This window comes from Pimelobacter simplex (assembly GCF_900114845.1).
Classification (GTDB): Bacteria; Actinomycetota; Actinomycetes; order Propionibacteriales; family Nocardioidaceae; genus Nocardioides; species Nocardioides simplex.
Genome location: NZ_FOUK01000006.1, coordinates 301318 through 325340, shown reverse-complemented (window position 1 = coordinate 325340; position 24023 = coordinate 301318). Strand labels below are relative to the sequence as shown.

Here is a 24023-nt window from a genome sequence, read left to right as displayed (position 1 = left end):
CGGCTCTCCACCTCTCTCATGCCGCGGCCCCCGCCCCGGCCATGGCCATCACGTTGCGGACGTACCGCTGCGTCTCGGGGTACGGCGGGATCCCGCCGTACCGGCTGACCGCCCCCGGCCCCGCGTTGTACGCCGCGAGCGCGAGGTCGGTGCGCCCGAACCGGTCCAGGAGCGAGCGGAGCAGGCGGGCGCCGCCGTCGATGGCCTGCGCCGGGTCGAACGCGTCGGTGACGCCGAGCCCGCGGGCGGTGCCGGGCATGAGCTGCATCAGTCCCTGGGCGCCGGCGGGGCTGACGGCGCGCGGGTCGAAGCCGGACTCCTGCTTCGCGACGGCGGCGAGGAGGGCGGCGGGGACGCCGGTGCGGGCGGCGGCCGCGTCGATCAGCCCCGCGTACGGCGTCCCGCTGGCCGCGTTCGCGGTGCGTCCGAGGACGCCGGACGCGGCGGCGGGCTGGTCGATGATCCGGCGGATGACGTCCGGCGTGGAGGGCACGTCGACGATCCGGATGTTCAGCCCGGTGCGCGGTGCCTCGATCATCTTGCCGTCACCGATGTAGATCGCGATGTGGTCGACGCCCTTGTTGCGGCTGGAGTTGTCCCAGGCGAGCAGGTCGCCGGGCTGCGCCTCGGCCATGCTGGCGACGGGACGGCCGGCGGCGGCCTGCTGGTACGAGACGCGCGGCAGGTCGTAGCCGAGGCTCTTGTAGACGACCTGGACGAGGCCGGAGCAGTCCATGCCCTTCTTCGGGTCGGTGCCGCCCCAGACGTAGGGGAGGCCGAGGTACTTGCGCGCCTCGACCACGACGTCCTCGCCGGTGACGGCCCCGCTGCCGGTCCCCGCGCCGGACGACGAACCGCCCGGCGCCCCCGTGGCTGCGGCCAGTTCGGTCGAGAAGCCCCCCGCCGAGGCCGACGTGCCGCGCACCGGCGCGAGCTGGGCGAGGCGGGCCTGGATCTCGCTGATCCGGGCGGTGACGAGGTCGATGCTCATCGCGGTCCCCGCATCCAGCGCTGGGCGGCGAGGTCGTCGGCCTCGCGCGCCGCTGCCCGCTCCGCCTCGGTACGACGGCGGGCGGCGCGCCGCTCCAGCAGGTGCTCGACCGCGGTGAGCCGGGCCTTGTCGGCGCCCCAGCGGGACCGGGCCTCGTCGCTGACGACCTGCGCGGTCGCGGCGGCGGCCCGGGTCTCGCCGATGAGGACGCCGGTGCCGGCGAGCATCGTGCGCATCGCGAGGAGCGCTCCCGGCGTCGTCGTCGCAGGGACGGCGGCCGCGCCGAGGCCGGTCTCGAGCGCGGTGAGGCGGGCGGTGACGGCCGCCTGCTCGCCGAGCACGTGCTGCAGGCCGATCCGGCTGTCGGTCTCGCGCACGCCGCGGACCCGCGCCACGGCGGCGAGCCCGCGGTCGTCGCGGTGCACCCGGCGGCTCACGGGGCCACCACGGCGGCAAGCCGGTCCCAGGTGGTGGCCGGGGGCGTGAGGTCGTCGAGCGACTGGCGCAGGAACTCCTCGATGCGGGGCAGCCGGGCCAGGGCCGCGTCGGCGTCGGCATCGGCGCCCGCGACGTAGGCACCGATCTCGACGAGCTCGCGCACGGAGCGGTGGGCGGCGAGCATCCGGCGCAGGCGGGTGGCGTTCTCGCGCTGCTCGGGCGTCGTCACGGCACCGTGCACGCGGGAGATCGACTCGAGCACGTCGACGGCGGGGAAGTGGCCCGCCGTGGCGAGCTCGCGGGAGAGGACGACGTGACCGTCCAGGATCGAGCGGGCGGTGTCGCCGATGGGGTCCTGCAGGTCGTCGCCCTCGACGAGGACCGTGTAGATCCCGGTGATCGAGCCGGTCGCCGAGGTGCCGGCGCGCTCCAGGAGGCGCGGCAGCAGGCCGAAGACGCTGGGCGGGTAGCCGCGGGTGGCGGGCGGCTCGCCCGCGGACAGGCCGATCTCGCGCTGGGCCATGGCCACGCGGGTGAGGGAGTCCATCATCAGCACGACGTCGCGGCCGGCGTCGCGGAACCACTCGGCGATCCGGGTCGCGGTGGAGGCGGCGCGGAGCCGCTCGACGGCCGGTGCGTCGGACGTCGCGACGACGACGACCGAGTGCGCGAGCCCCTCGGGACCGAGGTCGCCGTCGAGGAACTCCCGGACCTCGCGGCCGCGCTCACCGACGAGTGCGATGACGTTGACGGCGGCATCGGTGCCGCGGGCGATCATCGACAGCAGCGACGACTTGCCGACGCCGGAGCCGGCCATGATGCCGATCCGCTGGCCGCGGCCGACGGGGACGAGCGCGTCGAGCGAGCGGACGCCGAGGCCGAGCGGCACGGTGATCCGCGGCCGGGTGAGCGCGTCGGGAGCGGCGTTCTCGGTCGGCACGGTCTCCAGGCCGGGCAGGGTGTCGAGAGCCGGGCCGCCGTCGACCGGACGGCCGAGGCCGTCGAGCACGCGGCCGAGCAGGGCCTCGCCGACGTGGACGCGGAGCGGGCCGCCCGTCGTCCGGACGTGGTCGCCGACGCGGACGCCGGTCGTGGAGCCGAGGGGCAGGCAGGTGGCGACGCCGGGACGCAGCGCCGCGATCTCGACGAGCAGCGGCCCCTGGGCGGTGCGGACCTCCAGCAGGTCACCGACCGCGGCCTGCGGGAGTCCGCGGACGTCGAGGTGCAGGCCGACGATCTCGCTGACGGTCCCGAGGTGCAGCGGCGCGGCGGCGGTCAGGAGCCGGCCGCGGACAGCGGCGTCGACGCTCATGCGAGGACCTCCCGGACCCGCGCCATGGCCTCGCGCACGCGCAGGTCGACGACGCTGCCGTCGACCGCCTCGACCACCGCGTCGGCGGAGCCGAGGCCGGCGTCGGCGACGACGTCGAGGCCGCGGGACAGGAGGTCCTGGGCGGCGGACGACCCGGCGACCGACGGGTGCAGCCGGACCGTCCCGACCGGGGCGGGCGGGAGCACCTGCAGGACGCGGGCGACCACGTCCTGAGGTCCCATCTTCGCGACCTGGAGGCCGAGCACCGTGGTGGTCAGCGACCACGCCAGGTCGACGGCCTGGGCCTCGATCGCGCGGGCGAGGTCGTCGAGCAGCCCCCTGACCTGCTCGGCGGCCCCGCCCAGCGCGTCGAGCGCCGCCCGGTGCTCGTCCTCGCGCCGCGTCTCGGCCTCCGTGTGGAGGGCGACGCGACGGGCTTCCTCGACGGCCGCCTCCGCGGCCGCCGCACGACGTCCCTCGGCCCAGCCGACGGCGTACCCCTGGGCGCGGGCGGCGTCGCGCGCCTCGGCGGCGATCCCGCCCAGCAGCGACTCGGTGACCGGGTCGCCGAGGACGTTGCTGCTGCCGAGCCGGGTCCACGTGCCGACCCGCAGCTCGGGGAGCGGCAGGGCCGCCTCAGACGATGAACTCATCGTCGTTCCCTCGCCGGACCATGATCTGGCCCTGCTCCTCGAGCTGGCGGATGGTGCGGATGACGCCCTGCTGGGCCTCCTCGACCTGGGCCAGGCGGACGGCGCCGAGCAGCTCGACCTCCTCGAGGAGGTTCTCCGCGGCGCGCTCGGACAGGTTCGCGGTGATCTTGGTGCGGACCGCCTCGCTGACGCCCTTGAGCGCCAGCGCGAGCTCGGCCGTGTCGACCTGGCGCAGCACCTGCTGCACCGACCGGTCGTCGAGGCCGACGATGTCCTCGAACATGAACATCCGGCTCTTGACCTCGTCGGCGAGCGACGGGTCGAGACCCTCGAGTCCTTCGACGATCTGCCGCTCCGTCGGCCGGTCCGAGCGGTTGATGATGTTGACCAGGGGGTCGACGCCGCCGACCCGCGAGACCTCGGCCGGCTGGAGCATCGACGAGAGCTTGCGCTCCAGGACGCTCTCGACCGTGCGCACGATCTCGGGGGAGGTGCGGTCCATCACGGCGATCCGGTGCGCGACGACGGCCTGCTGGTGCGCGGGCAGCCCGCTGAGCAGCAGGGACGCCTTGTCGGCGGCCATGTGGGCGAGCACCAGCGCGATCACCTGGGGGTGCTCGTCGGCGATGAATCCCCGCAGCTGAGCGGGATCCGCCCGGTGCAGGAACTGGAACGGCATCTGGACGGCGGCCGCGTGCAGCCGCTCCATGATCTCCTTGGCCCGCTCCGGCCCGAGCGACTGCTCCAGCAGCTGCTGGGCGAAGTTGAAGCCGCCCTGCGTGACGTGGGCGTGGGCGGTGGCGAGGTCGTGGAACTCGCTCAGCACCTGCTCGGTCTCGGACGCGGAGACGGCGTCCAGCCGGGCGATCTCGGCGGAGATGCTCTCGACCTCGGCGTCGCTGAGGTGCGCCATCACCTGGGCGGCGCGCTCCTTGCCGAGCTGGATGAGCAGGATGGCGGCCTTGCGGACGCCGAGCTGGACGATGGCGGACGAGGGGGCGGCGATGATCGTCACGGGCGCGGCTCCACGAGCCAGCCGCGCAGCAGCGCGGCGACGTCCTCGGGCTGCTTCTCGACCAGGGCGATGAGCTCGTCGCGCAGCGACTCGTCCTCGTCCTGCTCGGCGGCCTCGAGCGCGGCCAGGGCCGGCGACTCCAGGGCGGCCGTGCGGTTCGCGGCATCGCTCCGGAGCTGCTCGACCAGGTACGACCGCGCCTCGTCCCGGGCCGCCGCGCGGCGCCGGGCCTGCAGCCACGCCAGCAGGAGCATCAGGATGATGCCGCCGCCGATGCCGAGGTTGCGCAGCAGGGCGTTGCGGCGGTGGGCCGCGTCGGCGTCCTTGGCCGCGGCGAGGTCGGCCGCGGCCGCCTTCTCGGCGGTCCGGTCGAACGGCATCGTCGAGACGTCGATCGTGTCGCCCCGGTCGGCCTTGATGCCGACCGCGTTGCTGATCAGGTCCTTGACCACCTGGGGCTGGATCGCCGCTGCAGCGGTGGAGTCGAGGACCACGCCGATGTGCAGGCTGTTGACCGCGCCGGGCGCCGTCTCGCGGTGCTCGACGGTCTGGCCGACCGCGTTGTCCTTGGTCTCCTTGCGGTTCCGGTACGCCGAGTCGCCGTTGCCGGTCGTGCCGGGATCCATCTGGCCGTCGGGGCCGACCGTGCCGCCGACGCCGTTGGCGTTGACGCCACCCGCGCCGGTGTAGGTCTCGTTGCTCCTCGACTCCGACAGCGGCGGGATACCGGTCTGGGCGTCGTACTTGCGGCTGTCGGTGACGGACTTGTCGAAGTCGAGGTCCGCGGTCACCGTCGTGGTCGAGTTGCCGGGGCCGACGACGCGGTCGAGCACCGACTGGATCTCGGCCTGCATCGAGCCCTGGAACTCCTTGACCTGCTTGCTGCGGGTCGAGGCGGCGCCGGAGCCGGCGTCCGTGGCGTCGGTGGTGAGCACCTTGCCGGACGAGTCGGCGACGGTGACCTTCTTCGGGTCGAGGCCGTCGATGCTCGACGCGACCAGGTTGACGACCGCCTGGACCTGCTCCTCGTCGAGGTCCTTGCCCGGGTCGGTGTCGACGAGGACGGACGCCGTGGCCGGGTCCTGCTCGTCGCTGAACACGCGCTTCTTCGGGATCGCCAGGTGCACGACCGCCGTGTTCACGCCGTCGATGGCCTCGATGGTCTTGCTGAGCTCGCCCTCCATGGCGCGCTTGAAGTTCGTCTGCTCCTGCGACTCCGACGTGGAGAGACCCTGGTTGTCGAGGAGGCTGTAGCCGCCGCTGTCCGAGCTCGACGGGAGGCCCTTGCCGGACAGGGCGATCCGGGTGCTGTAGACGTCGGCGCGCGGCACCATGATCGTGCCGCCCCCGCCGGTGATCTCGTACTTCACGCCCTGGGCGTCGAGCTCCTCGATCACGGCACTGGCGTCCTTGCCGCTGAGGTTCGAGTAGAGCGGGGCGTAGCTGGGCGCGGAGACCCAGCGGAAGACGAGGAAGACCGCGATGAGGAGGGCCGCCGTACCGACGAGGGCGACGGCCTTCTGGCCGGCGGTGAAGCCGGCGAACGTGTCCCGGGCGCGCGTGAGGTACCGGGTGAGTCGCTGCTGCATGGGTCGTTCGGCCTCAGACCTGCATCCGCATGATCTCGTTGAACGCCTCGACCGCACGGTTCCGCAGCGCGACCGTCATCTGGCTGGCCACGGAGGCCTCGCTCGCGGCGATCGTGTAGTCGTGGATGTTCTCGAGCTTGCCGGTGGCGGCCTGCACGGCGAGGCTGTCGGCCTTGTCGGTCAGGCCCTCGAGCCGGTCGAGGCCGTCGAGCACGAGCGAGCCGAACTCGGTGTCCGGACCGGTCGGGCCGGACACGGCGGTCGACGGCGCGAGCGACGAGACGTCGCTCGCGGCGCCGGCTCCGGACAGGCTGGGGAAGGTCAGCGGCGAGATCTCCATCAGCGCGCGCCGATCTGCAGGGCCGCGGTGTAGGTGTCCTGGGCGCTCTTGGTGACCTGCACCGACGCCTGGTAGCCGCGCTGCGCCATCACGAGCTGGCTCATCTGCGCCGACATGTCGATCTCGGGCAGCCGCACGTAGCCGTCGGCGTCCGCCAGCGGGTGGTCCGGCGAGTGCACCATCCGGCCCTCGGGGTCCGACTGCGCGAACCCGGCGACGTCCACGCCGCCGTCGCCGCGGGGGTCGAACACGACGTACGTCGCGCGGAAGGCCTCCTGGTCGGTGCTGCGGACCGTGTTGGCGTTGGCGATGTTGCCGGCCAGGGCATCGAGCCAGACCTGGTGCGCGCCCAGCGCCGTGTTGGCGATGCGGAGCGTCTCGAACGCGCTCATGCGCCACCACCGGCCAGCGTGCCGAGGCGGGCGTTCCGGTCGCTGATCGCGCGGCCCATGATCTGGTACTGGTACTGCGTCTGGATCGCGGCGATCGACTCCTTGCGGAGGTCGACGTTGTTGTCGTTGGCACCGACCGGCGTCTGGGTGGGCGACACCGCGACCCCGAGGTCCTCGGCGGACGCACTGCCGCCCTCGATCGCCCGCGAGAGCGCGGACTCGAACTCCACGCTGCGGGCCCGGAAGCCAGGGGTGTCGACGTTGGCGATGTTGTCGGCGATCACCTGCTGGCGCACGGACAGCCCGTTGATCGCGGAGTGCAGCACGAAGCCGACGGCGTCGGACGCGGCGAAGGACACGATCGGATCTCCTGGGGAGGCACCGGCCCGGGGGTCGGTGAAGATGCGGTGCCGGTCCGTCGGCGGTGGTGAGCAATCCGTCGCTCACCCGGCCTGATCGGTCCGCGCCACGGCGACCTGAGCCGCCCCGAGCGGGACTTGGTCCCGAAAAGTCCGGCCGTTCGGTCAGGGACCGGACGGCCGGACCGCCAGGGTGGCGCGAGTGGGGGGAGAGCTCAGACCAGGACGACGGACAGCAGCCCGTCCCCGTAGCCCGCGATCGACACCTTCAGGTCCTCGCGCCGGCCCAGGGTGAGGGTGCTGATCCGCAGCTGCGGGTCGAGCGGGGGACCGGCGGGGTGGAGGGCGTGGAGGCGGAGGTGCTCGGCGCCGGCCACGTTGAACGTGGACGCCGCGATGTTGAGCACCTCGTAGAGGTTCTCGGCGAGGGTGTCGGTGAGCTTGCCGTCGTCGATCGCGGCGTGGGCGCCGCCGACCGGGACCAGGCCGAGTGCGGCGCCGGCGTGGGCCGAGAAGGCGAGGTCGCCGACGATCAGGGCGCGGATGTGGAGGCTGTCGTCGACGTACACGGCGACGGAGGCGGGGGTGTCCGGTCCCGGCGCGTACGGCGTCGTGGGCGCCAGCGTGACCTCGCGGCCGAGGAGGTCGGTGAGCAGGTCGCGGACCTGCTTGGTGAGGGGGAGGTGGATCGCCATCGGTCCGCTCCTCAGAGGACGCTGCGGAGGGCGTCGTCGAACGCCTCCGGGGTGAACGGCTTGGCGATGAGGAAGGCGGCACCGGCGGCGTCCGCGCGCTGCCTCATCTCGTCGGAGCCCTCGGAGGTGACGAAGCCGAAGGCGACGGTGGAGCCGGCGGCGCGGAGCGCGGCGAGGCAGTCGATGCCGTTCATCTCCGGCATGTTCCAGTCCGAGAGGACGAGGTCGGGGGCCTCGGTGTGGACGAGCTCGAGCGCCTCGCGGCCGTTCTCGGCCTCGACGATCTCGTGGCCGCCGTGGCCGGCCTGGCGCAGCGTGCGGATCACGATCTGACGCATCACCCGGCTGTCGTCGGCGATCAGGATCTTCATGGGGTCACTCATTCCTAGGGGAGGGTCGGTCAGGCGGGGACGTGGACGGAGACGCGCAGGGGAGCGCCCTGCCAGAGCAGGTCGAGGCGGCAGGCCTCGACGACGTCGCTCGCGAACGCCGCGCGGCCGGCGGCGACCGACGGCAGGGAGAGGACGCTGGGCCCGGGCATGAGGCTCTTGATGTTGCCGCCGACCATGTTGACGAGCTCGCCGACGGCGTCCGCGATGTCGCCGTCGCCGGTGGCGTCCGCGGGCAGGTCGAGCATGCGCGCGGTGAGCTGGCGGGCGACGGTCTCGTCGAGCTCGACGGTGACGACGCCGGGCCAGCCGCCGCTCACCGTGGTCGCGGCGGACCAGGCGCCGGTGGCGTCGAAGGGCGTTCCCGCCGGGACGCCGCGGGGGACCAGCGGCGCGGTCTCGCCGAGCAGCGCGGTCCAGACGTCCTCGGTGACCGCCAGGACGTCGTCCAGCTCGGGGGTCATGCCGGCACCTCGTGGCCCTCGGGCAGCAGGCCCAGCAGGGCGAGCTTGTCGACGATGGCGTCCGGGGTGAACGGCTTGATGACGTACTCGTGCGCCCCGGCAGCGAGGGCCCGGACGATCTGGCGCTGCTCGCTCTCGGTGGTCACCATCATCAGCGTGATGTCGCGCCATGCGGGGTTCGCGCGGACCTGCGTGATGAACGTGTAGCCGTCCATCACCGGCATGTTCCAGTCCACCAGGCACAGGTCCGGGACGTCGCCCGCCTGCAGCAGGTCGAGCGCGGCCTGGCCGTGCTCGGCCTCGGTCGTCTCGAAGTCGAGGTTGCTGACGATGCGGCGCAGGATGCTGCGCATCGCCCGGGAGTCGTCGATGATCATCGCGCGCACGGTCAGGCTCCTGTGCTGGTGAGGGACATGGCGGGCGCGCGGCGGTACGCCGGCACGCGGCCGATCTGCTCGCGCTGCCAGGCGGCGGCGAGGTCGGGGGGCAGGTCGAGCGTCGTCTCGGACGAGCCGAGCAGGAGGTAGCCGTCCGGCGCGAGCATCGGCAGCATCCGCCGCAGGATGTCGGCCTTGGTGGCGGCGTCGAAGTAGATGAGGACGTTGCGCAGCCAGATCACGTCGAACGTGCCCAGCCCGACGTACGGCGCGGCGAGGTTGAGGTGCTGCACGCGGACCCGCTCGCGCAGCCGCTCGGCGATCTCCCACTCGCGGCCGACCCGGGTGAAGTAGCGGACCAGGCTGGTCGCGGGCAGCCCGCGGTTGACCTCGACCTGGCTGTAGCGGCCGTTGCGGACCCGGTCGAGCATCGCCGTGGAGATGTCGGTCGCGACGATCTCGTGGCTCCAGCCCGCCGGCAGGTGCTGGTCGAGCAGCATCGCGATCGAGTAGGCCTCCTGCCCGCTGGAGCAGGCGGCACTCCAGATCCGCAGCCGCCGGGTGAGCGCGCGCTGCTCCAGCAGCGAGGGGAGCATCACGTCGGTGAAGGCCTGGTACGGCGAGTGGTCGCGGAACCAGCTGGTCTCGTTGATGGTGAGCGCGTCGACGACCTTGCGCCGCTCGTCGGCGTCGAAGGCCAGCCGGGCGACGTACTGCTCGAGGCCGAGGCCGCGCGCGGTGGCGAGGGGCGTCAGGCGGGCCTCGACGAGGTACTCCTTGCCCTCGTCGTACACCATCGACGTCTCCTTGCGGACCAGCGCCGAGACGGAGGCGAAGGCGGAGGGCGCGGTCATGCCGGTCTGATCGGCGCTCCCTCGGGGTTCCTGAGGGCTCAGGCCGCGCCGGCTCGGGCCGATGGGGACCGCGTGACGCAGATCAGGGTGCTCGTGGTCGACGACTCGGCGCTGGTCCGGCGGCTGGTGCGGACCGCGCTCCAGCAGGCGGCCGACATCGAGGTCGCCGGCGTCGCCCGCGACGGCGTCGAGGCGGTCCGGATGGTCGACGAGCTGCGCCCCGACGTCGTCACGCTCGACATCGAGATGCCGAACCTCGACGGGCTCGGCGCCCTCACGCAGATCCGCGAGAAGCACGCGCGGCTGCCGGTCATCATGTTCTCGACGCTCACCGAGCGCGGCGCCACCGCCACGCTCGACGCGCTCTCGCGCGGTGCCTCCGACTACGTCACCAAGCCGTCCAACACCGGCCAGATCGCCGACGGCATCGCCGCGATCCGCGACCAGCTGGTGCCCCGGATCCGCGCCCTGGCGGGCATCCGCAAGCTGACGCCCGGCGTCGGCGGCGGCCGTCCCGTCGTACGGCGGGAGCGGGCGCTGCCGCCGGCCACGCCGGTCTCGGCGCTGCTGATCGGCTGCTCCACCGGCGGTCCCGACGCGCTGGCCCGGCTGCTGCCCCAGCTGCCCGCCGACCTCGGCGTGCCGGTGCTCGTCGTCCAGCACATGCCGCCGGTGTTCACGGCGATGCTCGCCCAGCGGCTCGACAAGGCGTCGGCACTGACGGTCCGCGAGGCCGCCGACGGGGACGACGTGCGTCCGGGCGAGGTCCTCATCGCGCCCGGTGACTTCCACCTGCGGCTGCGGCGCACGGCGCTGGGTGCACGGGTGGTGCTCGACCAGGGACCGCAGGAGAACTTCTGCCGCCCGGCGGTCGACGTCCTCTTCCGCTCCGCCCTCGAGGTGTACGGCGGCGGCGCGCTCGCGACGGTGCTGACCGGGATGGGGCAGGACGGTCTCGCCGGCGCGCGCGAGCTCGCCGCGGCAGGGGCCCGGATCGTCGTCCAGGACGAGGAGTCGTCGGTCGTGTGGGGCATGCCCGGTGCCGTGGCGGGCGCCGGTCTCGCCGACGACGTGCTGCCGCTGGAGCGGCTCGCCGAGCGGATCAGCGCCACCGTGCGGCGCTCGCGGACCGCCGCGGTCTGAGCCTGCCTGTCCTCAGCGGTCCCGGAACCAGCGCGGGCTGGTCGCGATCGCCAGCGCCTGCGCCTCGTCGAGCAGGGGCTCGGGGGCGACGACGCCGCCGGACTTCTCGGCCGGGGTGTTGTAGGAGTCGACGATCACCGCGTAGCCGTCGTCGGTGAAGTAGGTGACGAGCAGCTCCTGGTGGGTGTCCGGCATCGCGGCACCCTGGCTGGGCCGACCGGCGGAGTACCAGCCGCCCGCCACCTCGGTGCACCGCGTCGGTGGGTAGACGCTGTAGGCGCCCGCACAGGCCTCGCGCGCGGTCGTGGCGACGCGCTGCTCGCGCGGCTCCTCGCCCGGGGTCAGGCCATCACCGAGGCCGGCGACGCCGACGGCGGCATAGCTGTCCCAGCGCGCGACGGTGATGCTCGTCCCCGCGCCGTCGAGGAGGAACGAGATCCGGCGCCCGTTGCGGGTGTGGTCGCTCTCGTGGCCGGTGACGAGGCTCGGGACGTGCTCGACCTCGAGCCCGGTGAGCGCGATGTCATCCGGGACCAGGTCGCGGGTGACGCCGGCGAGGACGCCGTCGGCCACGACGCGCCGGCTGGTCGCGACCGTGGGCCCGGTGCCCGGCGCGTAGGAGGGAGCGGCCGTCGGTGTGGGGGAGGCAGCGCGGGTCGTGGGCTCGACCGCGACCTCGCGCCCGCCCTCGCCGGGCCCGGACCCGGCGAGGAGCCCGGCGGCGGCGGTCACCCCGGCGACCGTGAGCACCACCGCCGCGGTGCTCCAGCCGGTCGCCGCCAGCCGGCGACGGCGGCGCCGCTGCCGGCGTCCGTCGGCCAGGGCGTCGCCCAGGATGCGGTCCTGGACGGCGCTCGCGGGGTCGATCCCCGCGCAGGTGCGGGTGATCAGCTCGGTCAGCTCGGTGTCGGTCATGATTCCGCCCTTTCGGGGACGAAGTCGGCGAAGGGCAGCCCGAGCTCCTCGCGGAGGACTCTGCGGGCGCGCATCAGGCGCTTGCGCACCGCGCCCGGGCTGCTGCCGACCTGGCGGGCCACGTCGGCGATGGGCGTGTCGTCGAGGTGGTGCAGGACGACGACCGCACGGTCCTTGGGCGCGAGCCTGTCGAGTGCGGCGAGGAGCGTGAGGCGCAGTGCGTCGTCGCGCTGGCCCTGAGGGTGCTCGGGAAGCTCGTCGGTCGGGCGCTCGTGGGTGCTGGGCCGGCGCTGCTGGCTGATCCAGGTGCGGGTCAGCGTCGTCTGCGCGTACGCCGCCGGGTTGGCGATCTTCGGACCCCAGTGCGCGTAGACCTTGGCGAGCGTCTCCTGGACCAGGTCCTCGGCCCGGTGCCGATCACCGCACAGCAGCCAGGCGGCGCGGTAGAGGGCGGGCATCCGGGCGCGGGCGAACGCCGTGAACTCCGCTTCGTGCCGTGCGTCCGTGCTCACCGTGCGCTCCTCCCGAGGGGATCTTCCTACCCCCTCGACGCACGAGGAGCCGCGGTGGTCCCACGGCACCGCCTCCGGGCCGGAAGATTTTCATTGTGGCCCGTCGGACCCGGGGTTAGCGTGGCGGTCTGCGAGGGTCGATCTCGTGCCGGGAGCTCCCCCGGGACCAAGCGGACACCCATCCATGCTGGTCCTTATGGGGGAGGCCCACTCATGTCCGAACACCGTGCACATCGACGCGCCCGTCGCGTCCGCACCCGGCTGCTCTCCGCCGGACTCCTGCTCGCCGGCGCCGCGCTGGTCGCGACGGCGGCATCGCCACCACCCGCACTGGCCGCCGGTCAGGCGATCTCGACCACCACCAACGTGACGGCGTCGACCGGCAACGGCGCGTGCCTGCGGCCGAGCACGCCGGCCGACCCGGTCAACTGCAACGCCTACGGCGTCAAGGACGACGTGTGGCTGTCCAACCTCCCGTCGGCGCTCGGTGACGGCGAGTACTTCGTCGCCGTGACCGCGCCCGGCGGCCAGGCGGACCCGAACGACGGCAGCGCCTCGCTGCTGTCGGCCGGCACCCACCTCGACCGCGCGTTCTCGATCGTCAACGGCGTGGTCAGCCCGCTCGGCGACCACGTCGTGGAGAACCAGCGGGTCCAGCTCGCTCCCTTCGCCGACACGCCCAATGCGGGCGGCGTCTACATCGCGACCGTCTGCCGCCTCGCCGACTACCCGGCCTCCGGCTCGTCCTGCACGCACGACGCCTTCAAGGTCGGCGCATCCGACCCGGCCGTGCCGGACCCGCTGACGGTCGTGAAGGACGCTGCGGGCGACTACACCCGCACCTACGCCTGGACGATCGCCAAGACGGCCGACCCGGCTGAGGTGCACGGCACGTCGGGCAGCGTGAACGTGGGCTACACGGTCACCGTCGGCCACGACGAAGGCACTGTCTCGGGCGTCGAGGTGAGCGGGACCATCACGGTGCTCAACCCCAACGCCGACCCGGTCGTCGCCGACGTGACCGACCAGCTCTCCGACGGGACGCCGTGCGCGGTCACCGGTGGCGCAGGCGCGTTGATGGCGCCGGGCGACAGCACGTTCGCCTACCACTGCACGCTCGCCTCGCTGCCGCAGGCGCAGCTCGACAACACGGTCACCGTCACCTGGGCGGACCAGGCGGTCGGCACCGGTCAGCTCGCGGCCGGGTCGGGGGACTTCGTGTTCGACGCGGTCCCGTTCGTCCCGTCGGTGGTCGACGACTGCGTCGCCGTCGACGACACGGCGGTCGGTGCACTCGGCCAGGTGTGCGTGGGCGACGCCAACCCGTCGGTCCTCACGTACGGCCGCACGTTCCCGCTGACCACGCCCGGCTGCGTCGTCCACCCCAACACCGCCGGCTTCACCTCCGACGACAGCGGGAGCACCGGCAGCGCGAGTGCCGACGTGAAGGTCTGCAAGGACCCGCTGGCGACCGGGGCCCACACGATCGGGTTCTGGTCGAACAAGAACGGTCAGGGCGTGATCACCGGCAGCGCCGGGACGTCGAGCAGCTGCGTGGCCGGCACCTACCTGCGCACGTTCGCGCCCTTCCAGGACCTGGCGGCCAACGCGAAGTGCGCCGACGTCGCCAAGTACGTCGCCGCGGTGATCGCGAAGGCGACCGGCAGCACGATGAACGCGATGCTCAAGGCGCAGATGCTCGCCACCGCGCTCGACGTCCACTTCACCGGGCCGGGCAGCACGACGGCGACCCGCAAGTTCCTGCCGAGCAGCAACCTGGGCGCGACCGTCGTCGACCTGACCACGATCAAGGGCCGCGACGTGCGCGGTGCGTTCGGCGGGGCCACCAGCCTCACCGTCAGCCAGGCACTGGCCTACGCGGCCGGGAGGTCCAACGTGGGCGGCAGCACCTGGTACGCCAACGTCAAGAGCACCCAGACCGACGCCAAGGACGCGTTCGACGCCATCAACAACCAGGTGGCGTACGCCCCGTAGGTACGGGTGGTCCGCTCAGGCGGTGACGTCGAGGTAGATCGGCGTCACCGCCGCGGTCGTCGCGTCGCCGACCCGGTCGGCGATCCGCTGCTGCTGGCGCTTGTCCGAGAGCACTGCGGGGATGGCGGCCATCAGCCGCTGCTGCCGGGCCAGGAGCTGACGGGCGCGGGGCACCAGCTCGTTGGGGAGCGGGCCGAGCTCGGCCGGCGGCTGCCAGGGAGCGGGCGCCGGCTCGGCGCTCTCGCCGCGCAGCAGGTGCTCGGCCCGGTCGGCGTGGGCCTCCAGGCGGTCGAGCGCCTCGGTCCAGGACGCCGGACGCTCGGGGATCTCGGGGCCGGTCATCGCGCCGCCGCCGTCATCGCGGCCTCGCGCCAGGTCTCGCACAGCTGCCGCGCCAGCCCGAGGGCCTCCTCGGTCGTCGCCGTGCGCCGGCGGACGTTGGCGACCACGAGCCGGGTGCGGAGGTACTCGTAGAGCGCGGCGAGCTCGCGGCCGCCGGTCATCGCGGACACGTCGAGGCTGGACTCCAGCTCGACGACGACGTCCTGCGCGTGCATGAGGTGGTGGTGCGCCTGGGGCCAGTCCTCGGCGCGCTGGGCGGCGAGCCCGCGCTCCACGTCGAGGACCAGGCGCTCGACCAGCATCACCAGCAGGCGCGCCGGGGACGCCGTCGCCACGGCGTTGTCGCGGTAGGCGGACTGCGCGTTGCGCACGGTCGGGGTGGCGTACATCGGTCAGGTCCTCACTGGTTCGAGTTCGCGTTGAAGGCGTTGAGCTGGCTGGTCAGCCATGACGACTGCCCCTGCAGCTGGGAGAGCGCCTTCTCCAGTGCGGTGTACTGGCGCTCGAGGGTGGCCCGGCGCAGCTCGAGCCGGGTGTCCCAGCGCTCGATGCTGTCGTTCAGGCGGGTCACCGTGACGTTGCGGCTGGTGATCGACTGGGTCACCGTGCCGTCGTACTTGTCGCTGGCCGCGTCGGCGGCCTTCTGCAGCCGGGCGGCGAAGCCGTCGGGGCCGGTGAACACGGCGGCGGTGGCGGCCGGGTCGGCGGCGTAGGCGTCGGCGAACTTCTGGGTGTCGAAGGTGATCTTGCCGAAGCGGTCGACCTGGATGCCGTACGACGCCATCGAGGTGCCGTCACCCGGGTAGATCGTCTCGGCGAGGGCGCTCGCGACGTCGCGCAGGGTGCTGTCGCCGGCCAGGACGCCCTTGGTGGTCAGGCTGTTCAGGGTGAGCCCGCTGATCTGCGTGATGAGCGCGTTGGCCTCGTCGACCATCGACTTGACCGAGGCCGATCGGCTCGCGGCGTCCCGGCTGACCGCGACCTCCGCGGTGCCGGTCGCGGTCGCGCCGAGCGTGATCGTGATGCCCGGGACGACGTCGGTGAAGGTGTTCGACGCGGAGGTGGCGGTGATGCCGCCGATCTCGATGGTGGCGTCGCGGCCCGCGCGCACGGTGGTGCCACCGAGGAGCGGTGCGCCAGTCGAGTCGGTGAGCTCGAAGGCCCCCGCGGCACCGGTGGTCGCGGACTCGACGAGCAGGCGGTACTGGTCGGTGCCGCCGGCGGTGCCGGTGCGCACCAGCGTGGCGCGCACGCCCGCGTCGGCGGAGTTGATCGCGGCGGCCAGCTCCTCGAGCGTGCCGTTGGCGGTGCTGATCGCCAGGTCGGGCTGACCGGCGCGCTTGAGGAGCACGCCGTTCGTCGCGCCCGTGACGGCGTCGGACTTGGCGTGGGCGTCGGTGAACGCGACCTGGTGGCTCAGCGCGGTCTGGCCGACGGTGACGGTGAAGGACGCCGGGCTGGCGGTGCTGGTCGCGGTCACGGAGACCGCGGCGTTGCTGGACGTCGACGCGAGCGTGGCCCAGGGTCCGGTCGTCGTCGACTGCATCGTCTTCGCGGACGCCATCAGCGCCTGGAGGGCGGTGTTCACCTTCTGCAGCGCGGTGATCCGGCTCTGCTCGGTGGTGACCTGCGTCTTCAGCTTGGTCTGCGGCAGGGCCTCCAGCGCGATCAGCTGGTTGATGATGTCGGCCGTGTTCAGGCCGCTCGCCAGTCCGCCGATGCTGCTGGTCGCTGCCATGGGGTTCGTCCTCCTGGGTGCGGGGGTGGATCACCCCCGGAACTGCCCGAGCGCCGGCGGGGCCGCCGGCCCCACCGGCGCTCGGTTGGTGCTGTGGTGCAGTACGGGATCAGCCGCGGAGCAGCTGCAGCACGCCGTTCGGGGCCGAGTTGGCCTGGGCGAGCATCGCCGTACCGGCCTGGGAGAGGATCTGCGAGCGGGTGAGGCTCATCATCTCCTGGGCCATGTCGGTGTCGCGGATGCGCGACTCGGAGGCGGACAGGTTCTCGATCGCGACGTTGACGTTGTTGATCGTGTGCTCGAACCGGTTCTGGACCGCACCGAGCTCCGCGCGCTGCGTGGAGACGGCGGTGATCGCGGCCTGGACGGCGTCGCTGCCACCGGCCGCGGTCAGGGTGCCGACCGCGGTGGTGAAGTCGGCGAGGGCGGTGGCGGAGACGGTGATGGTGTCCGCGTCCGCGTAGCCGACCTGGAAGTCCAGCGCGGTGCCGCCGAAGAGCGAGACGCCGTTGAACTTGGTGTTGTCCTTGATCCGGGTGATCTCGGCGTTCAGCTCGGTGACCTCGGCCTCGATGGCGGCCTGCGAGTCGGTGTTCTGGGTGCCGTTGTTGTACTGGACGGCGAGGTCGTTGATGCGCTGCAGCATCGAGTGGACCTCGGTGAGCGCACCTTCAGCGGTCTGCGCGACCGAGATGCCGTCCTGGGCGTTGCGGACCGCGACCTTGAGGCCACCGACCTGCGAGCGCAGGCCCTCGGAGATGGCCAGACCGGCGGCGTCGTCGGCGGCCCGGTTGATCCGGAAGCCGGACGACAGCTTCTCCATCGACTTCGAGAGCTGGTTCTGCGTCACCGAGAGGTTGCGGTACGCGTTGGTCGCCTCGATGTTCTGGTTGATGCGAAGACCCATGATGTTTCCCTCCTGGAACTAAAGGTCGGTTCTCGGGTGACCATCCGTGGTCGCCCGTCGGGGTGGTGATCGGCGTCGTGGCGCGGGACTGAAGGAAAACTCCGAAAATGTCCGCGGCCTCAGCCGACGGCGTCGAGCGGCCGGACGACGCCACCGCGGGCGCTCTGCGCGTGCCGGGCCGCGACCGCGGCGAAGTACGACTCCCGCCGGCGCTGCGCGACGCCGCCCGCCTTGCCGTTCTGCTTGACCAGCGACGGCTCGAGCGCGTGGTTGAGCGCGTCGCGCAGCAGGGTCAGCGCCTCGGCCCGCATCTGCGAGATTCGCGAGTCGGTGACGCCGAGGTCGGCGGCGATGTCGGCCATCGGCCGCTCGGAGAAGAAGTAGTCCTGGACGACGACGCGCAGCCGCTCGGGCAGCTCCTCGATCGCCTCGCGCAGGTAGGTGAGCCGCTCCGCGTGCTCGACGAGCTCCTCGGGCGACGGGGCCCGGGTCGCGACGAGCTCCTCGATGGGGGTGGCGCTCGATCCCTGCAGGGAGAGCACCTGGGCGCGCGAGACGTCGTCGTCGTTCGCGGCGACCTCGTCCTCGCTGAGGCCGGCCGCGCGGGCGACCTCGGCCACGGACGGCGTGTGGCCCAGCACGGTGGCGAGCCGGTTGCGCGTCTCGGCGAGGTCGCGGGCCCGGCGGCGGACGGAGCGGGAGGCCCAGTCGACCGAGCGCAGCTCGTCGAGCAGCGCGCCGCGGATGCGGGTCGCGGCGTACCGGTCGAACGGGACGCCGCGGCTCTCGTCGTACGCCTTCGCGGCGAGCACGAGCGCGGTCAGGCCGGCCGACGTCAGGTCGTCGCGGCTGACGTGCGACGGGACCCGGCCCATCGTCTCCCGCACGATGTGGCCGACCAGAGGCATGTGGGTCGTGATCAGCTCGTCCATCTCGTTCACGTGCACGACATTCCGGCCTCGCGGGGGCGCCGCGCAGGTCATTGCCGCCAAACAGGCCTATCGGTCCGGCAATACAGGACGGAGTCCCGGGCCCCTCTGGTCACGACGGACCTCCGGTCGATGTCCGTCCGGCTGAGGGAGATCGTGCGAGACCCCTCAGGTCGCCCGTGCCGCGGGCGATGGGTAGGGCCGAGATCGCTCCACCGGGAGCGGACGGAAGGGCGTGGGATGGACAGGCTGTCGCAGATCCTGTGGCGCGAGCGGGAGCTCCTCGAGCTCCTGGCGTACAAGCTCGAGGTCGAACGCCTCGTGCTCGCGAGCGGCCGGACCCGCTGGCTGGTCAACGCCACGAGGGAGATCGAGTCGCTGCTCGAGGACCTCCGCGCGACCGAGGTGCTGCGGGCGACCGCCGCCGACGAGGTCGCCGAGAAGCTCGGCCTGACGCCCAACCCGTCCCTGGCCGCGCTCGCCGAGGCCTCCGACGACCCGTGGCGCGGCATCCTGCTCGACCACCGCGACGCCCTCGTCGGCGTCGCCCGCGAGATCGCCGAGACGTCCGAGGACGCACGCGGCCTGATCACGGCGGGCTACCGCTCCGCCCGCGAGACGCTCCTCGCCATCGGCGGCACGTCCACGGCGAGCTACACGCCCGCCGGCGCGGCCGTCGCCGACGCGCCCCGCTCGCACCTGCTGGACCGGAGTCTCTGATGGCTGGCTCGTTCGGCTCCATCAGCACCGCGCTGTCGGGGCTGCGCTACAACCAGGTCCTGCTCGACGTCGCAGGAAACAACATCTCCAACGCCGACACCGACGGCTACGTGCGGCGCCGCGTGGTCGGCTCCTCGGTGAGCAGCGCCGCGCCCGCCCTGTGGTCGCGGTACGACGGCCACGGCGAGGGCGTCAGCGTCGGCGAGGTCCGCCGGATGGTCGACCCGCTCCTCGACGCGCGGGTCCGTCGCGAGCACGGCATGCTCGCCTACCTGCAGACCACCAGCACGGTGCTCTCGCGCGTCGAGGAGGGCATCGGCGAGCCCGGAGCCAACGGTGTGCACGCCGCGATGCTCGACTTCCGCAACGCCTGGCAGGACCTCGCCACGAACCCCGGCGGCGCCGCCGCGCGCCAGCAGGTGCTGGGCCGCGCCGAGACGCTCGCCCAGGCGCTGCGCGTGCAGGTCTCGAACATCGCCGGCGAGGAGGCCGACCAGCAGGTCCACCTCACGAGCCTGGTCAGCGAGGTCAACACCGCCGCGACCGACCTCGCCGCGCTCAACCGCAGCATCCTCGTCACCGAGGCCAACGGCACCGACGCGGGCACCCTGCGCGACCGCCGCGACCAGCTCGCACTGCGTCTCTCGGAGCTCACCGGCGCGACCACGACCGTGCGCCCCGACGGGCAGTTCGACGTCTCCGTGGCCGGTGCCAGCCTGGTCAGCGCCGACGTGGCCAGCACGTTCGCGATCGACCCGGCCGCCACGTACGGCGGGGCGATCGGCGCCGTCACGACGCTGCTCACCACCACCCTCCCGGCGTACCGGGCCGGGCTGGACGCCGTCGCGGCCGACCTGGCCAATGCCGTGAACTCCCAGCACGCACTGGGCTTCGACGCCAACGGCAACCCGGGCGGGACGTTCTTCACGTTCGACCCCGCCGTCGGCGCGGCCAGCCTGCAGGTCGCGATCACCGACCCGAACCTGGTCGCCGCGTCGTCGCTCGGCGGCACCGCGCGCAATGGCGACAACGCCGACGCGCTGAGCCGCGTCGGGACCTACTCCGACGCCTACCAGAAGCTCGTCAACGGCTTCGGCACCCAGGTCGCCGCCGTCGGGCGGCAGACCGCCAACCAGGCCGCGCTGACCGGCTCCCTCGATACCGCGTGGGAGCAGCAGGCCGGCGTCAACCTCGACGAGGAGACGGTCACCATGCTGACCGCGCAGCGGGCCTACGAGGCCGCCGCGCGGCTGCTGACCACGCTCGACGAGGTGCTGGACACGCTGATCAACCGCACCGGCATCGTCGGTCGCTAGGACAGGGAGAACGATGAGCATCGGGCGCGTCACGCAGCGGATGCTGACCGAGGGATCGCTGGGGCACCTCCAGCAGGGCCTCGGCCGGCTGGCCCGGCTGCAGGAGCAGCTGTCGACGGGCAAGGTCATCAACCGCCCCTCCGACAACCCCACCGGCACCACGGCGGCCATGCGGATGCGTGGCTCGATGGCCGACCAGACGCAGTACTCCCGCAACGCCCAGGACGGCCTCGGCTGGCTGACCCAGATCGACAGCGCGCTCGACTCGGTCACCACCACCGTGCGCCGCGCGCGCGACCTCGCGCTCCAGGGCGCCAACGCGTCGGCGTCCGGGCAGGTCGCCCGCGACGCGATCGCCACCGAGGTCGAGGGGCTCCGCAAGGAGCTGCTCTCGCGGGCCAACACGACGTACCTCGACAGCCCGGTGTTCGGCGGCGTCACCGCCGGCCGGACGGCGTACGACGCGAGCGGCAACTACGTCGGGACCGTCGGCGACGTGAACCGGCGCATCGCCGAGGGCGTCGTCGTCAAGGTCGACCTCGACGGGCCCGTCGTCTTCGGCGACGGCGCGACCTCCGTCTTCGCCGAGCTCGACGCCCTCGCCACCGCGCTGCGCGCCGGCGACCAGGCGGGCATCAGCAACGCCATCACCACGCTCAACACGCGGATGGAGACGGTCACCGCCGCCCGCACCGCCGCCGGCACCCGGTACCAGCGCCTCGAGCAGGCCGACCAGGCCGCCGGCGACGCCAAGATCTCGCTCGAGAAGCAGCTCAGCACCGTCGAGAACGCCGACCTCGCGGAGACCACCGTCGCGCTCAAGCTCCAGGAGGTCGCCTACCAGGCCGCCCTCGGTGCGACCTCGCGCGTCCTGCAGCCGAGCCTCCTCGACTTCCTGCGATGATCGAGGCCATGGACATCCCCGTCATCGAGCTCGCCCACCCGATGCCCGGCTTCCCGGCCGACGAGCGCTTCGCCCTGGTCCGGCTCGACGACACCGGCGTCCTCCACGGCTTCCGCTCGCTCGACAGCGACGACCTCCAGTTCGTCGTCGTCCCGCCGGCGCCGTTCTACCCGGACTACGCCCCCGAGATCGCCGACGACGTCGCCGACGAGCTCGGCATCTCGTCCGACTCGGCGGACGACGTCCTCGTGCTCCTCGTCGTCCGCGCGGGCGCCACGCTCGCCGACACCACCGTGAACCTCCGCGCGCCGCTCGTCGTCAACCCGGCCACGCGGCGCGCCAGCCAGGTGATCCTGGACGACGTCGCGCTCCCGCTCGCGGCGCCGCTGGTGGCCTGACGCCCCACCCCGTCGGTTCAGCCCGGCGGCAGTTTCACCGCCTAGGCGGTGAAACTGCCGGTTGGCGCATGGAATTCGCTGTGCCCAGGTCCGGTTTCACCGCCTAGGCGGTGAAACTGCCGCGCGCCTCGGCGAGGCGGTCCGGCGGTCAGGGCCGATTCCCGCCAGACGGGACGCCGCGGGGTTCCTAGCGTCGTCGGGGTGCGAACTCCTCCCGTCCTCTTCATGGCGCTCGCGGCGGCCCTCGGCACGTCGACCATCTACCCGCTCCAACCGGCGATCGCCGACGTCGCGGCCGCGCTGGACTCCTCCGTCGCCGCGGTCGGGCTCGCGCTGGCATGCGGCTCGGTCGGCTACCTGGCCGGTCTCGGTCTCGTCGTGCCGCTCGTCGACCACCTGGCGCCGGGCCGGGTGCTCGCCGTCCAGCTCGCGGTGCTCGCGCTCGCTCTCGGCGCCGGCGCCCTCGTGGGACACGTCGTGGTCCTGGCCGTCGTCACCGGGGTCGTGGGCGCCTGCTCGACCGTGGGCGCCGGCCTGAGCTCGGTCGCCGGCCGCTTTGCCCCACCGCACCGGCGTGCCGCCGTCCTCGGGACGGTCACCGCCGGCATCTCGGCCGGCATCCTCGCCGGCCGGATCGCCGGCGGCTGGCTGGCCGACGAGCTGGGTTGGCGCGCGATGCTCCTCGTGCTCGCCGGTGCGTGCGCCCTCACCGCGCTGGCCTGCTCGGCCCTGCTGCCCGGCGGCCGCGGGACCGCCGACCGCGGCTACGTCGCCACCGTGCGCTCGCTGCCCGGCCTGCTCGTCGCGCACGTCCGCCTGCGCCGTGCCGCGCTGCGTGGCGCGCTGTGGTTCTTCGCCTTCTGCGCGGTGTGGTCCGGGCTCGCCGTCGCGCTCTCCGCGCCGCCGTACTCCTACTCGGCCGAGCGGATCGGCCTCTACGCCCTCGCCGGCCTGTCCGGCATCCTCGCCACCCGCGTCGCCGGCACCTCGACCGACCGGGTCGGGGCTCGCCCCGTCGTCCGCACCGGCCTCGCGCTGGCCGCCCTGGCCACCGTCGCCCTGGCCTTCGGCCTCGCCAGCACCGTGCTGACCCTGGCCTGCCTCGCCGTCTTCGACGCCGGCCTGTTCGCCGCCCAGGTCGCCAACCAGAGCACCGTCCTGGCCCTCGATCCCACTGCTCCGGCGCGCTTCAACAGCGCCTACATGGTGGTCTACTTCGTCGGCGGCAGCCTCGGCACCGGCTTCGGGGCCGTCGCCGTCGAGCACGTGGGTTGGGAGGCGAACGTGCTCGTCGCGGCAGTCGCCATCGCGACGGCGGCCTCGATAGCCGTCCCCGAGCCTGTCGCCGCGACAACCGAGATCCCCGCCCGCTAGCCTCGTGCCGTGCTGGTTCTCTCGCGCCGTGTCGGCGAAAGCGTCGTCATCGGCGGCGGATCGCCCGAAGCAGTGACGGTCACCGTCCTCGAGGTGCGCGGCGACGTCGTCCGGATCGGCATCGACGCACCTCGCTCGGTCGCCGTCCACCGGGCCGAGCTGCTCGCCGAGCTCGCGGACGCCAACGCCGACGCGGCCTCGCCGTCCGAGAGCGCGGTGGCGTCGCTGAGCCAGGCGCTGCGGGGCTCGGGCACGGACTCCGGCACCGACTGAGCGACCCCCTCGCCCCACCGGTCGGCAACGCCCGCGAGAGCGTGCGCAAACCGTCGATGATCCGTCGTTGCCCTCATCATCTTCGTATGCCCATACTTGTCGAGGTCAGACGTAGTCCGTCTCGGGGGTTCTCGCCATGTCCGCTTCGACGTCCCTGCCGGCCCGGTTCCGGGCCGGCGCCCTGCTCGTGCTCGTGCCGCTGGTCGCCTCGATCGCGGTCGTCCTGGTCCTCGGGCCACCCGCCGATGCGAAGGTCCGCAAGTGGAACTCGCTGGAGACTCCGCTCACCGCCTTCGACAACGGCAAGGCCAAGGCGTCCGGGTACGGGACCTGGCAGATCGGTACGACGGTCAACGGGACGCGTTCCCAGGCCTACGGCTACCTCCGTGACCGCGACACCACGAACGACAACGCGGTCTACTTCGAGCTCTTCACCCAGACCAACGCGGGCACCTGCCTCGCACCCGAGTACACCTCGTGCTCGGCGAGCTACTTCACCTACGCCTCGCAGTTCTCCGACTTCGACAAGGAGACCTGGCGCAAGGGCACCTGGTCCCCGCGCTTCTACGCGTCGACGGCACTCAACCCGAGTGGCAGCTACGCCCGGGCGCTGATGCAGGTGAGCGAGTCCAACAGCGGCCCCGACACGCACTCGAAGAACACCTTCACCAAGGGAAACCCCTACTGAG

General features: G+C 72.9%; 30 protein-coding genes. 9 read left to right on the top strand and 21 right to left on the bottom strand.

Features of this window, described 5'->3' with window-relative positions; translation table 11 throughout:
* Positions 1–16: 16 nt before the first annotated feature.
* The 14 genes from BM223_RS23770 to BM223_RS23705 all read right to left on the bottom strand — a co-directional run bounded on the left by BM223_RS23770 (position 17) and on the right by BM223_RS23705 (position 9868).
* Complete coding sequence (locus tag BM223_RS23770; RefSeq protein ID WP_038677108.1) at positions 17–991, bottom strand: transglycosylase SLT domain-containing protein; 975 nt, start codon at positions 989–991, stop codon at positions 17–19.
* Positions 988–1428, bottom strand: a complete 441-nt coding sequence (locus BM223_RS23765) for a flagellar FliJ family protein (protein ID WP_038677109.1) — start codon at positions 1426–1428, stop codon at positions 988–990. Before BM223_RS23765 ends, BM223_RS23770 begins: the two co-directional genes overlap by 4 nt.
* Positions 1425–2741 carry a FliI/YscN family ATPase gene (locus tag BM223_RS23760; RefSeq protein ID WP_038677110.1) on the bottom strand — a complete coding sequence of 439 codons (1317 nt, stop codon included), beginning with the start codon at positions 2739–2741 and terminating at the stop codon, positions 1425–1427. Before BM223_RS23760 ends, BM223_RS23765 begins: the two co-directional genes overlap by 4 nt.
* On the bottom strand, positions 2738–3394 hold the full coding sequence (locus tag BM223_RS23755) for a FliH/SctL family protein (protein WP_038677111.1): 657 nt from the start codon (positions 3392–3394) through the stop codon (positions 2738–2740). Before BM223_RS23755 ends, BM223_RS23760 begins: the two co-directional genes overlap by 4 nt.
* Positions 3378–4409 (bottom strand): flagellar motor switch protein FliG, encoded by a 1032-nt coding sequence (gene fliG, locus BM223_RS23750; protein WP_235319132.1) that lies wholly within the window; start codon positions 4407–4409, stop codon positions 3378–3380. The genes BM223_RS23755 and fliG overlap by 17 nt, the downstream gene beginning before the upstream one ends.
* Positions 4406–5998: a flagellar basal-body MS-ring/collar protein FliF gene (gene fliF / locus BM223_RS23745; RefSeq protein WP_038677112.1), complete on the bottom strand. Its 1593-nt coding sequence runs from the start codon at positions 5996–5998 to the stop codon at positions 4406–4408. The genes fliG and fliF overlap by 4 nt, the downstream gene beginning before the upstream one ends.
* A gap of 13 nt (positions 5999–6011) precedes the next feature.
* Complete coding sequence (gene fliE, locus BM223_RS23740) at positions 6012–6338, bottom strand: flagellar hook-basal body complex protein FliE (protein ID WP_038677113.1); 327 nt, start codon at positions 6336–6338, stop codon at positions 6012–6014.
* Positions 6338–6730, bottom strand: coding sequence for a flagellar basal body rod protein FlgC (locus tag BM223_RS23735; RefSeq protein WP_038677114.1), 393 nt, complete (start codon positions 6728–6730; stop codon positions 6338–6340). The genes fliE and BM223_RS23735 overlap by 1 nt, the downstream gene beginning before the upstream one ends.
* Positions 6727–7089, bottom strand: coding sequence for a flagellar basal body rod protein FlgB (locus BM223_RS23730; RefSeq protein ID WP_038677115.1), 363 nt, complete (start codon positions 7087–7089; stop codon positions 6727–6729). The genes BM223_RS23735 and BM223_RS23730 overlap by 4 nt, the downstream gene beginning before the upstream one ends.
* A gap of 215 nt (positions 7090–7304) precedes the next feature.
* Positions 7305–7784, bottom strand: a complete 480-nt coding sequence (locus BM223_RS23725) for a hypothetical protein (RefSeq protein ID WP_038677116.1) — start codon at positions 7782–7784, stop codon at positions 7305–7307.
* A gap of 11 nt (positions 7785–7795) precedes the next feature.
* On the bottom strand, positions 7796–8155 hold the full coding sequence (locus BM223_RS23720) for a response regulator (RefSeq protein ID WP_038677117.1): 360 nt from the start codon (positions 8153–8155) through the stop codon (positions 7796–7798).
* A gap of 29 nt (positions 8156–8184) precedes the next feature.
* Positions 8185–8637 carry a chemotaxis protein CheX gene (locus BM223_RS23715; RefSeq protein WP_052138275.1) on the bottom strand — a complete coding sequence of 151 codons (453 nt, stop codon included), beginning with the start codon at positions 8635–8637 and terminating at the stop codon, positions 8185–8187.
* The gene (locus BM223_RS23710) at positions 8634–9014 is read right to left on the bottom strand and encodes a response regulator (RefSeq protein ID WP_200887137.1); all 381 of its coding nucleotides are present in this window, start codon (positions 9012–9014) and stop codon (positions 8634–8636) included. Before BM223_RS23710 ends, BM223_RS23715 begins: the two co-directional genes overlap by 4 nt.
* An 11-nt stretch (positions 9015–9025) precedes the next feature.
* Complete coding sequence (locus BM223_RS23705) at positions 9026–9868, bottom strand: CheR family methyltransferase (protein WP_038677119.1); 843 nt, start codon at positions 9866–9868, stop codon at positions 9026–9028.
* 72 nt (positions 9869–9940) lie between these two features.
* Here BM223_RS23705 and BM223_RS23700 point away from each other — a divergent pair, with 72 nt between their 5' ends.
* On the top strand, positions 9941–11011 hold the full coding sequence (locus BM223_RS23700; RefSeq protein WP_038677120.1) for a protein-glutamate methylesterase/protein-glutamine glutaminase: 1071 nt from the start codon (positions 9941–9943) through the stop codon (positions 11009–11011).
* A 12-nt stretch (positions 11012–11023) separates the two neighbouring features.
* On the opposite strand, the gene BM223_RS23695 is transcribed toward BM223_RS23700, so the two are convergent.
* Positions 11024–11926: a hypothetical protein gene (locus BM223_RS23695; protein WP_038677121.1), complete on the bottom strand. Its 903-nt coding sequence runs from the start codon at positions 11924–11926 to the stop codon at positions 11024–11026.
* Positions 11923–12438 (bottom strand): SigE family RNA polymerase sigma factor, encoded by a 516-nt coding sequence (locus BM223_RS23690; RefSeq protein ID WP_038677122.1) that lies wholly within the window; start codon positions 12436–12438, stop codon positions 11923–11925. Before BM223_RS23690 ends, BM223_RS23695 begins: the two co-directional genes overlap by 4 nt.
* 213 nt (positions 12439–12651) lie before the next feature.
* Between BM223_RS23690 and BM223_RS23685 the strand changes: the two genes are divergently transcribed.
* Positions 12652–14433, top strand: coding sequence for a hypothetical protein (locus tag BM223_RS23685; protein ID WP_038677123.1), 1782 nt, complete (start codon positions 12652–12654; stop codon positions 14431–14433).
* 15 nt (positions 14434–14448) lie between these two features.
* Here the strand turns inward: BM223_RS23685 and BM223_RS23680 are convergent, their stop codons facing one another.
* From BM223_RS23680 to BM223_RS23660, 5 genes are all read right to left on the bottom strand, one after another.
* Positions 14449–14775 carry a hypothetical protein gene (locus BM223_RS23680; protein WP_038677124.1) on the bottom strand — a complete coding sequence of 109 codons (327 nt, stop codon included), beginning with the start codon at positions 14773–14775 and terminating at the stop codon, positions 14449–14451.
* Positions 14772–15164, bottom strand: a complete 393-nt coding sequence (gene fliS / locus BM223_RS23675; protein ID WP_038677125.1) for a flagellar export chaperone FliS — start codon at positions 15162–15164, stop codon at positions 14772–14774. Before fliS ends, BM223_RS23680 begins: the two co-directional genes overlap by 4 nt.
* Before the next feature lie 11 nt (positions 15165–15175).
* Positions 15176–16513, bottom strand: coding sequence for a flagellar filament capping protein FliD (fliD, locus tag BM223_RS23670; RefSeq protein ID WP_038677126.1), 1338 nt, complete (start codon positions 16511–16513; stop codon positions 15176–15178).
* A 109-nt stretch (positions 16514–16622) separates the two neighbouring features.
* Complete coding sequence (locus tag BM223_RS23665; protein WP_038677127.1) at positions 16623–17420, bottom strand: flagellin N-terminal helical domain-containing protein; 798 nt, start codon at positions 17418–17420, stop codon at positions 16623–16625.
* Positions 17421–17539: 119 nt separating this feature from the next.
* The gene (locus tag BM223_RS23660; RefSeq protein ID WP_075018745.1) at positions 17540–18352 is read right to left on the bottom strand and encodes a sigma-70 family RNA polymerase sigma factor; all 813 of its coding nucleotides are present in this window, start codon (positions 18350–18352) and stop codon (positions 17540–17542) included.
* A 237-nt stretch (positions 18353–18589) separates the two neighbouring features.
* On the opposite strand from BM223_RS23660, the gene BM223_RS23655 reads away from it, so the two are divergent.
* The 7 genes from BM223_RS23655 to BM223_RS23625 all read left to right on the top strand — a co-directional run bounded on the left by BM223_RS23655 (position 18590) and on the right by BM223_RS23625 (position 24022).
* Positions 18590–19069 (top strand): flagellar protein FlgN, encoded by a 480-nt coding sequence (locus BM223_RS23655; protein ID WP_038677128.1) that lies wholly within the window; start codon positions 18590–18592, stop codon positions 19067–19069.
* Positions 19069–20385: a flagellar hook-associated protein FlgK gene (gene flgK, locus BM223_RS23650; protein ID WP_038677129.1), complete on the top strand. Its 1317-nt coding sequence runs from the start codon at positions 19069–19071 to the stop codon at positions 20383–20385. Before BM223_RS23655 ends, flgK begins: the two co-directional genes overlap by 1 nt.
* 13 nt (positions 20386–20398) lie before the next feature.
* Positions 20399–21289: a flagellar hook-associated protein FlgL gene (flgL, locus tag BM223_RS23645; RefSeq protein WP_038677130.1), complete on the top strand. Its 891-nt coding sequence runs from the start codon at positions 20399–20401 to the stop codon at positions 21287–21289.
* Positions 21290–21297: 8 nt separating this feature from the next.
* Positions 21298–21687, top strand: coding sequence for a flagellar assembly protein FliW (gene fliW, locus BM223_RS23640; RefSeq protein WP_235319134.1), 390 nt, complete (start codon positions 21298–21300; stop codon positions 21685–21687).
* A gap of 201 nt (positions 21688–21888) precedes the next feature.
* Positions 21889–23061 carry an MFS transporter gene (locus BM223_RS23635; protein ID WP_052138276.1) on the top strand — a complete coding sequence of 391 codons (1173 nt, stop codon included), beginning with the start codon at positions 21889–21891 and terminating at the stop codon, positions 23059–23061.
* Between the two features lie 9 nt (positions 23062–23070).
* The gene (csrA, locus tag BM223_RS30245; protein ID WP_038677132.1) at positions 23071–23334 is read left to right on the top strand and encodes a carbon storage regulator CsrA; all 264 of its coding nucleotides are present in this window, start codon (positions 23071–23073) and stop codon (positions 23332–23334) included.
* 136 nt (positions 23335–23470) lie between these two features.
* On the top strand, positions 23471–24022 hold the full coding sequence (locus BM223_RS23625; protein WP_038677133.1) for a hypothetical protein: 552 nt from the start codon (positions 23471–23473) through the stop codon (positions 24020–24022).
* Position 24023: the final 1 nt, after the last annotated feature.

Coding starts and splice junctions, on each gene's coding strand:
- BM223_RS23625 (WP_038677133.1), top strand. CDS start 23,471: ATGTCCGCTTCGACGTCCCTGCCGGCCCGGTTCCGGGCCGGCGCCCTG.
- BM223_RS23725 (WP_038677116.1), bottom strand. CDS start 7,784: ATGGCGATCCACCTCCCCCTCACCAAGCAGGTCCGCGACCTGCTCACC.
- BM223_RS23695 (WP_038677121.1), bottom strand. CDS start 11,926: ATGACCGACACCGAGCTGACCGAGCTGATCACCCGCACCTGCGCGGGG.
- BM223_RS23715 (WP_052138275.1), bottom strand. CDS start 8,637: ATGACCCCCGAGCTGGACGACGTCCTGGCGGTCACCGAGGACGTCTGG.
- BM223_RS23720 (WP_038677117.1), bottom strand. CDS start 8,155: ATGAAGATCCTGATCGCCGACGACAGCCGGGTGATGCGTCAGATCGTG.
- fliE (WP_038677113.1), bottom strand. CDS start 6,338: ATGGAGATCTCGCCGCTGACCTTCCCCAGCCTGTCCGGAGCCGGCGCC.
- BM223_RS23665 (WP_038677127.1), bottom strand. CDS start 17,420: ATGGGTCTTCGCATCAACCAGAACATCGAGGCGACCAACGCGTACCGC.
- BM223_RS23705 (WP_038677119.1), bottom strand. CDS start 9,868: ATGACCGCGCCCTCCGCCTTCGCCTCCGTCTCGGCGCTGGTCCGCAAG.
- fliD (WP_038677126.1), bottom strand. CDS start 16,513: ATGGCAGCGACCAGCAGCATCGGCGGACTGGCGAGCGGCCTGAACACG.
- fliW (WP_235319134.1), top strand. CDS start 21,298: ATGGACATCCCCGTCATCGAGCTCGCCCACCCGATGCCCGGCTTCCCG.
- flgK (WP_038677129.1), top strand. CDS start 19,069: ATGGCTGGCTCGTTCGGCTCCATCAGCACCGCGCTGTCGGGGCTGCGC.
- fliF (WP_038677112.1), bottom strand. CDS start 5,998: ATGCAGCAGCGACTCACCCGGTACCTCACGCGCGCCCGGGACACGTTC.
- BM223_RS23770 (WP_038677108.1), bottom strand. CDS start 991: ATGAGCATCGACCTCGTCACCGCCCGGATCAGCGAGATCCAGGCCCGC.
- BM223_RS23760 (WP_038677110.1), bottom strand. CDS start 2,741: ATGAGCGTCGACGCCGCTGTCCGCGGCCGGCTCCTGACCGCCGCCGCG.
- BM223_RS23680 (WP_038677124.1), bottom strand. CDS start 14,775: ATGACCGGCCCCGAGATCCCCGAGCGTCCGGCGTCCTGGACCGAGGCG.
- flgL (WP_038677130.1), top strand. CDS start 20,399: ATGAGCATCGGGCGCGTCACGCAGCGGATGCTGACCGAGGGATCGCTG.
- BM223_RS23710 (WP_200887137.1), bottom strand. CDS start 9,014: ATGATCATCGACGACTCCCGGGCGATGCGCAGCATCCTGCGCCGCATC.
- BM223_RS23685 (WP_038677123.1), top strand. CDS start 12,652: ATGTCCGAACACCGTGCACATCGACGCGCCCGTCGCGTCCGCACCCGG.
- fliS (WP_038677125.1), bottom strand. CDS start 15,164: ATGTACGCCACCCCGACCGTGCGCAACGCGCAGTCCGCCTACCGCGAC.
- BM223_RS23755 (WP_038677111.1), bottom strand. CDS start 3,394: ATGAGTTCATCGTCTGAGGCGGCCCTGCCGCTCCCCGAGCTGCGGGTC.
- BM223_RS23660 (WP_075018745.1), bottom strand. CDS start 18,352: ATGGACGAGCTGATCACGACCCACATGCCTCTGGTCGGCCACATCGTG.
- BM223_RS23655 (WP_038677128.1), top strand. CDS start 18,590: ATGGACAGGCTGTCGCAGATCCTGTGGCGCGAGCGGGAGCTCCTCGAG.
- BM223_RS23735 (WP_038677114.1), bottom strand. CDS start 6,730: ATGAGCGCGTTCGAGACGCTCCGCATCGCCAACACGGCGCTGGGCGCG.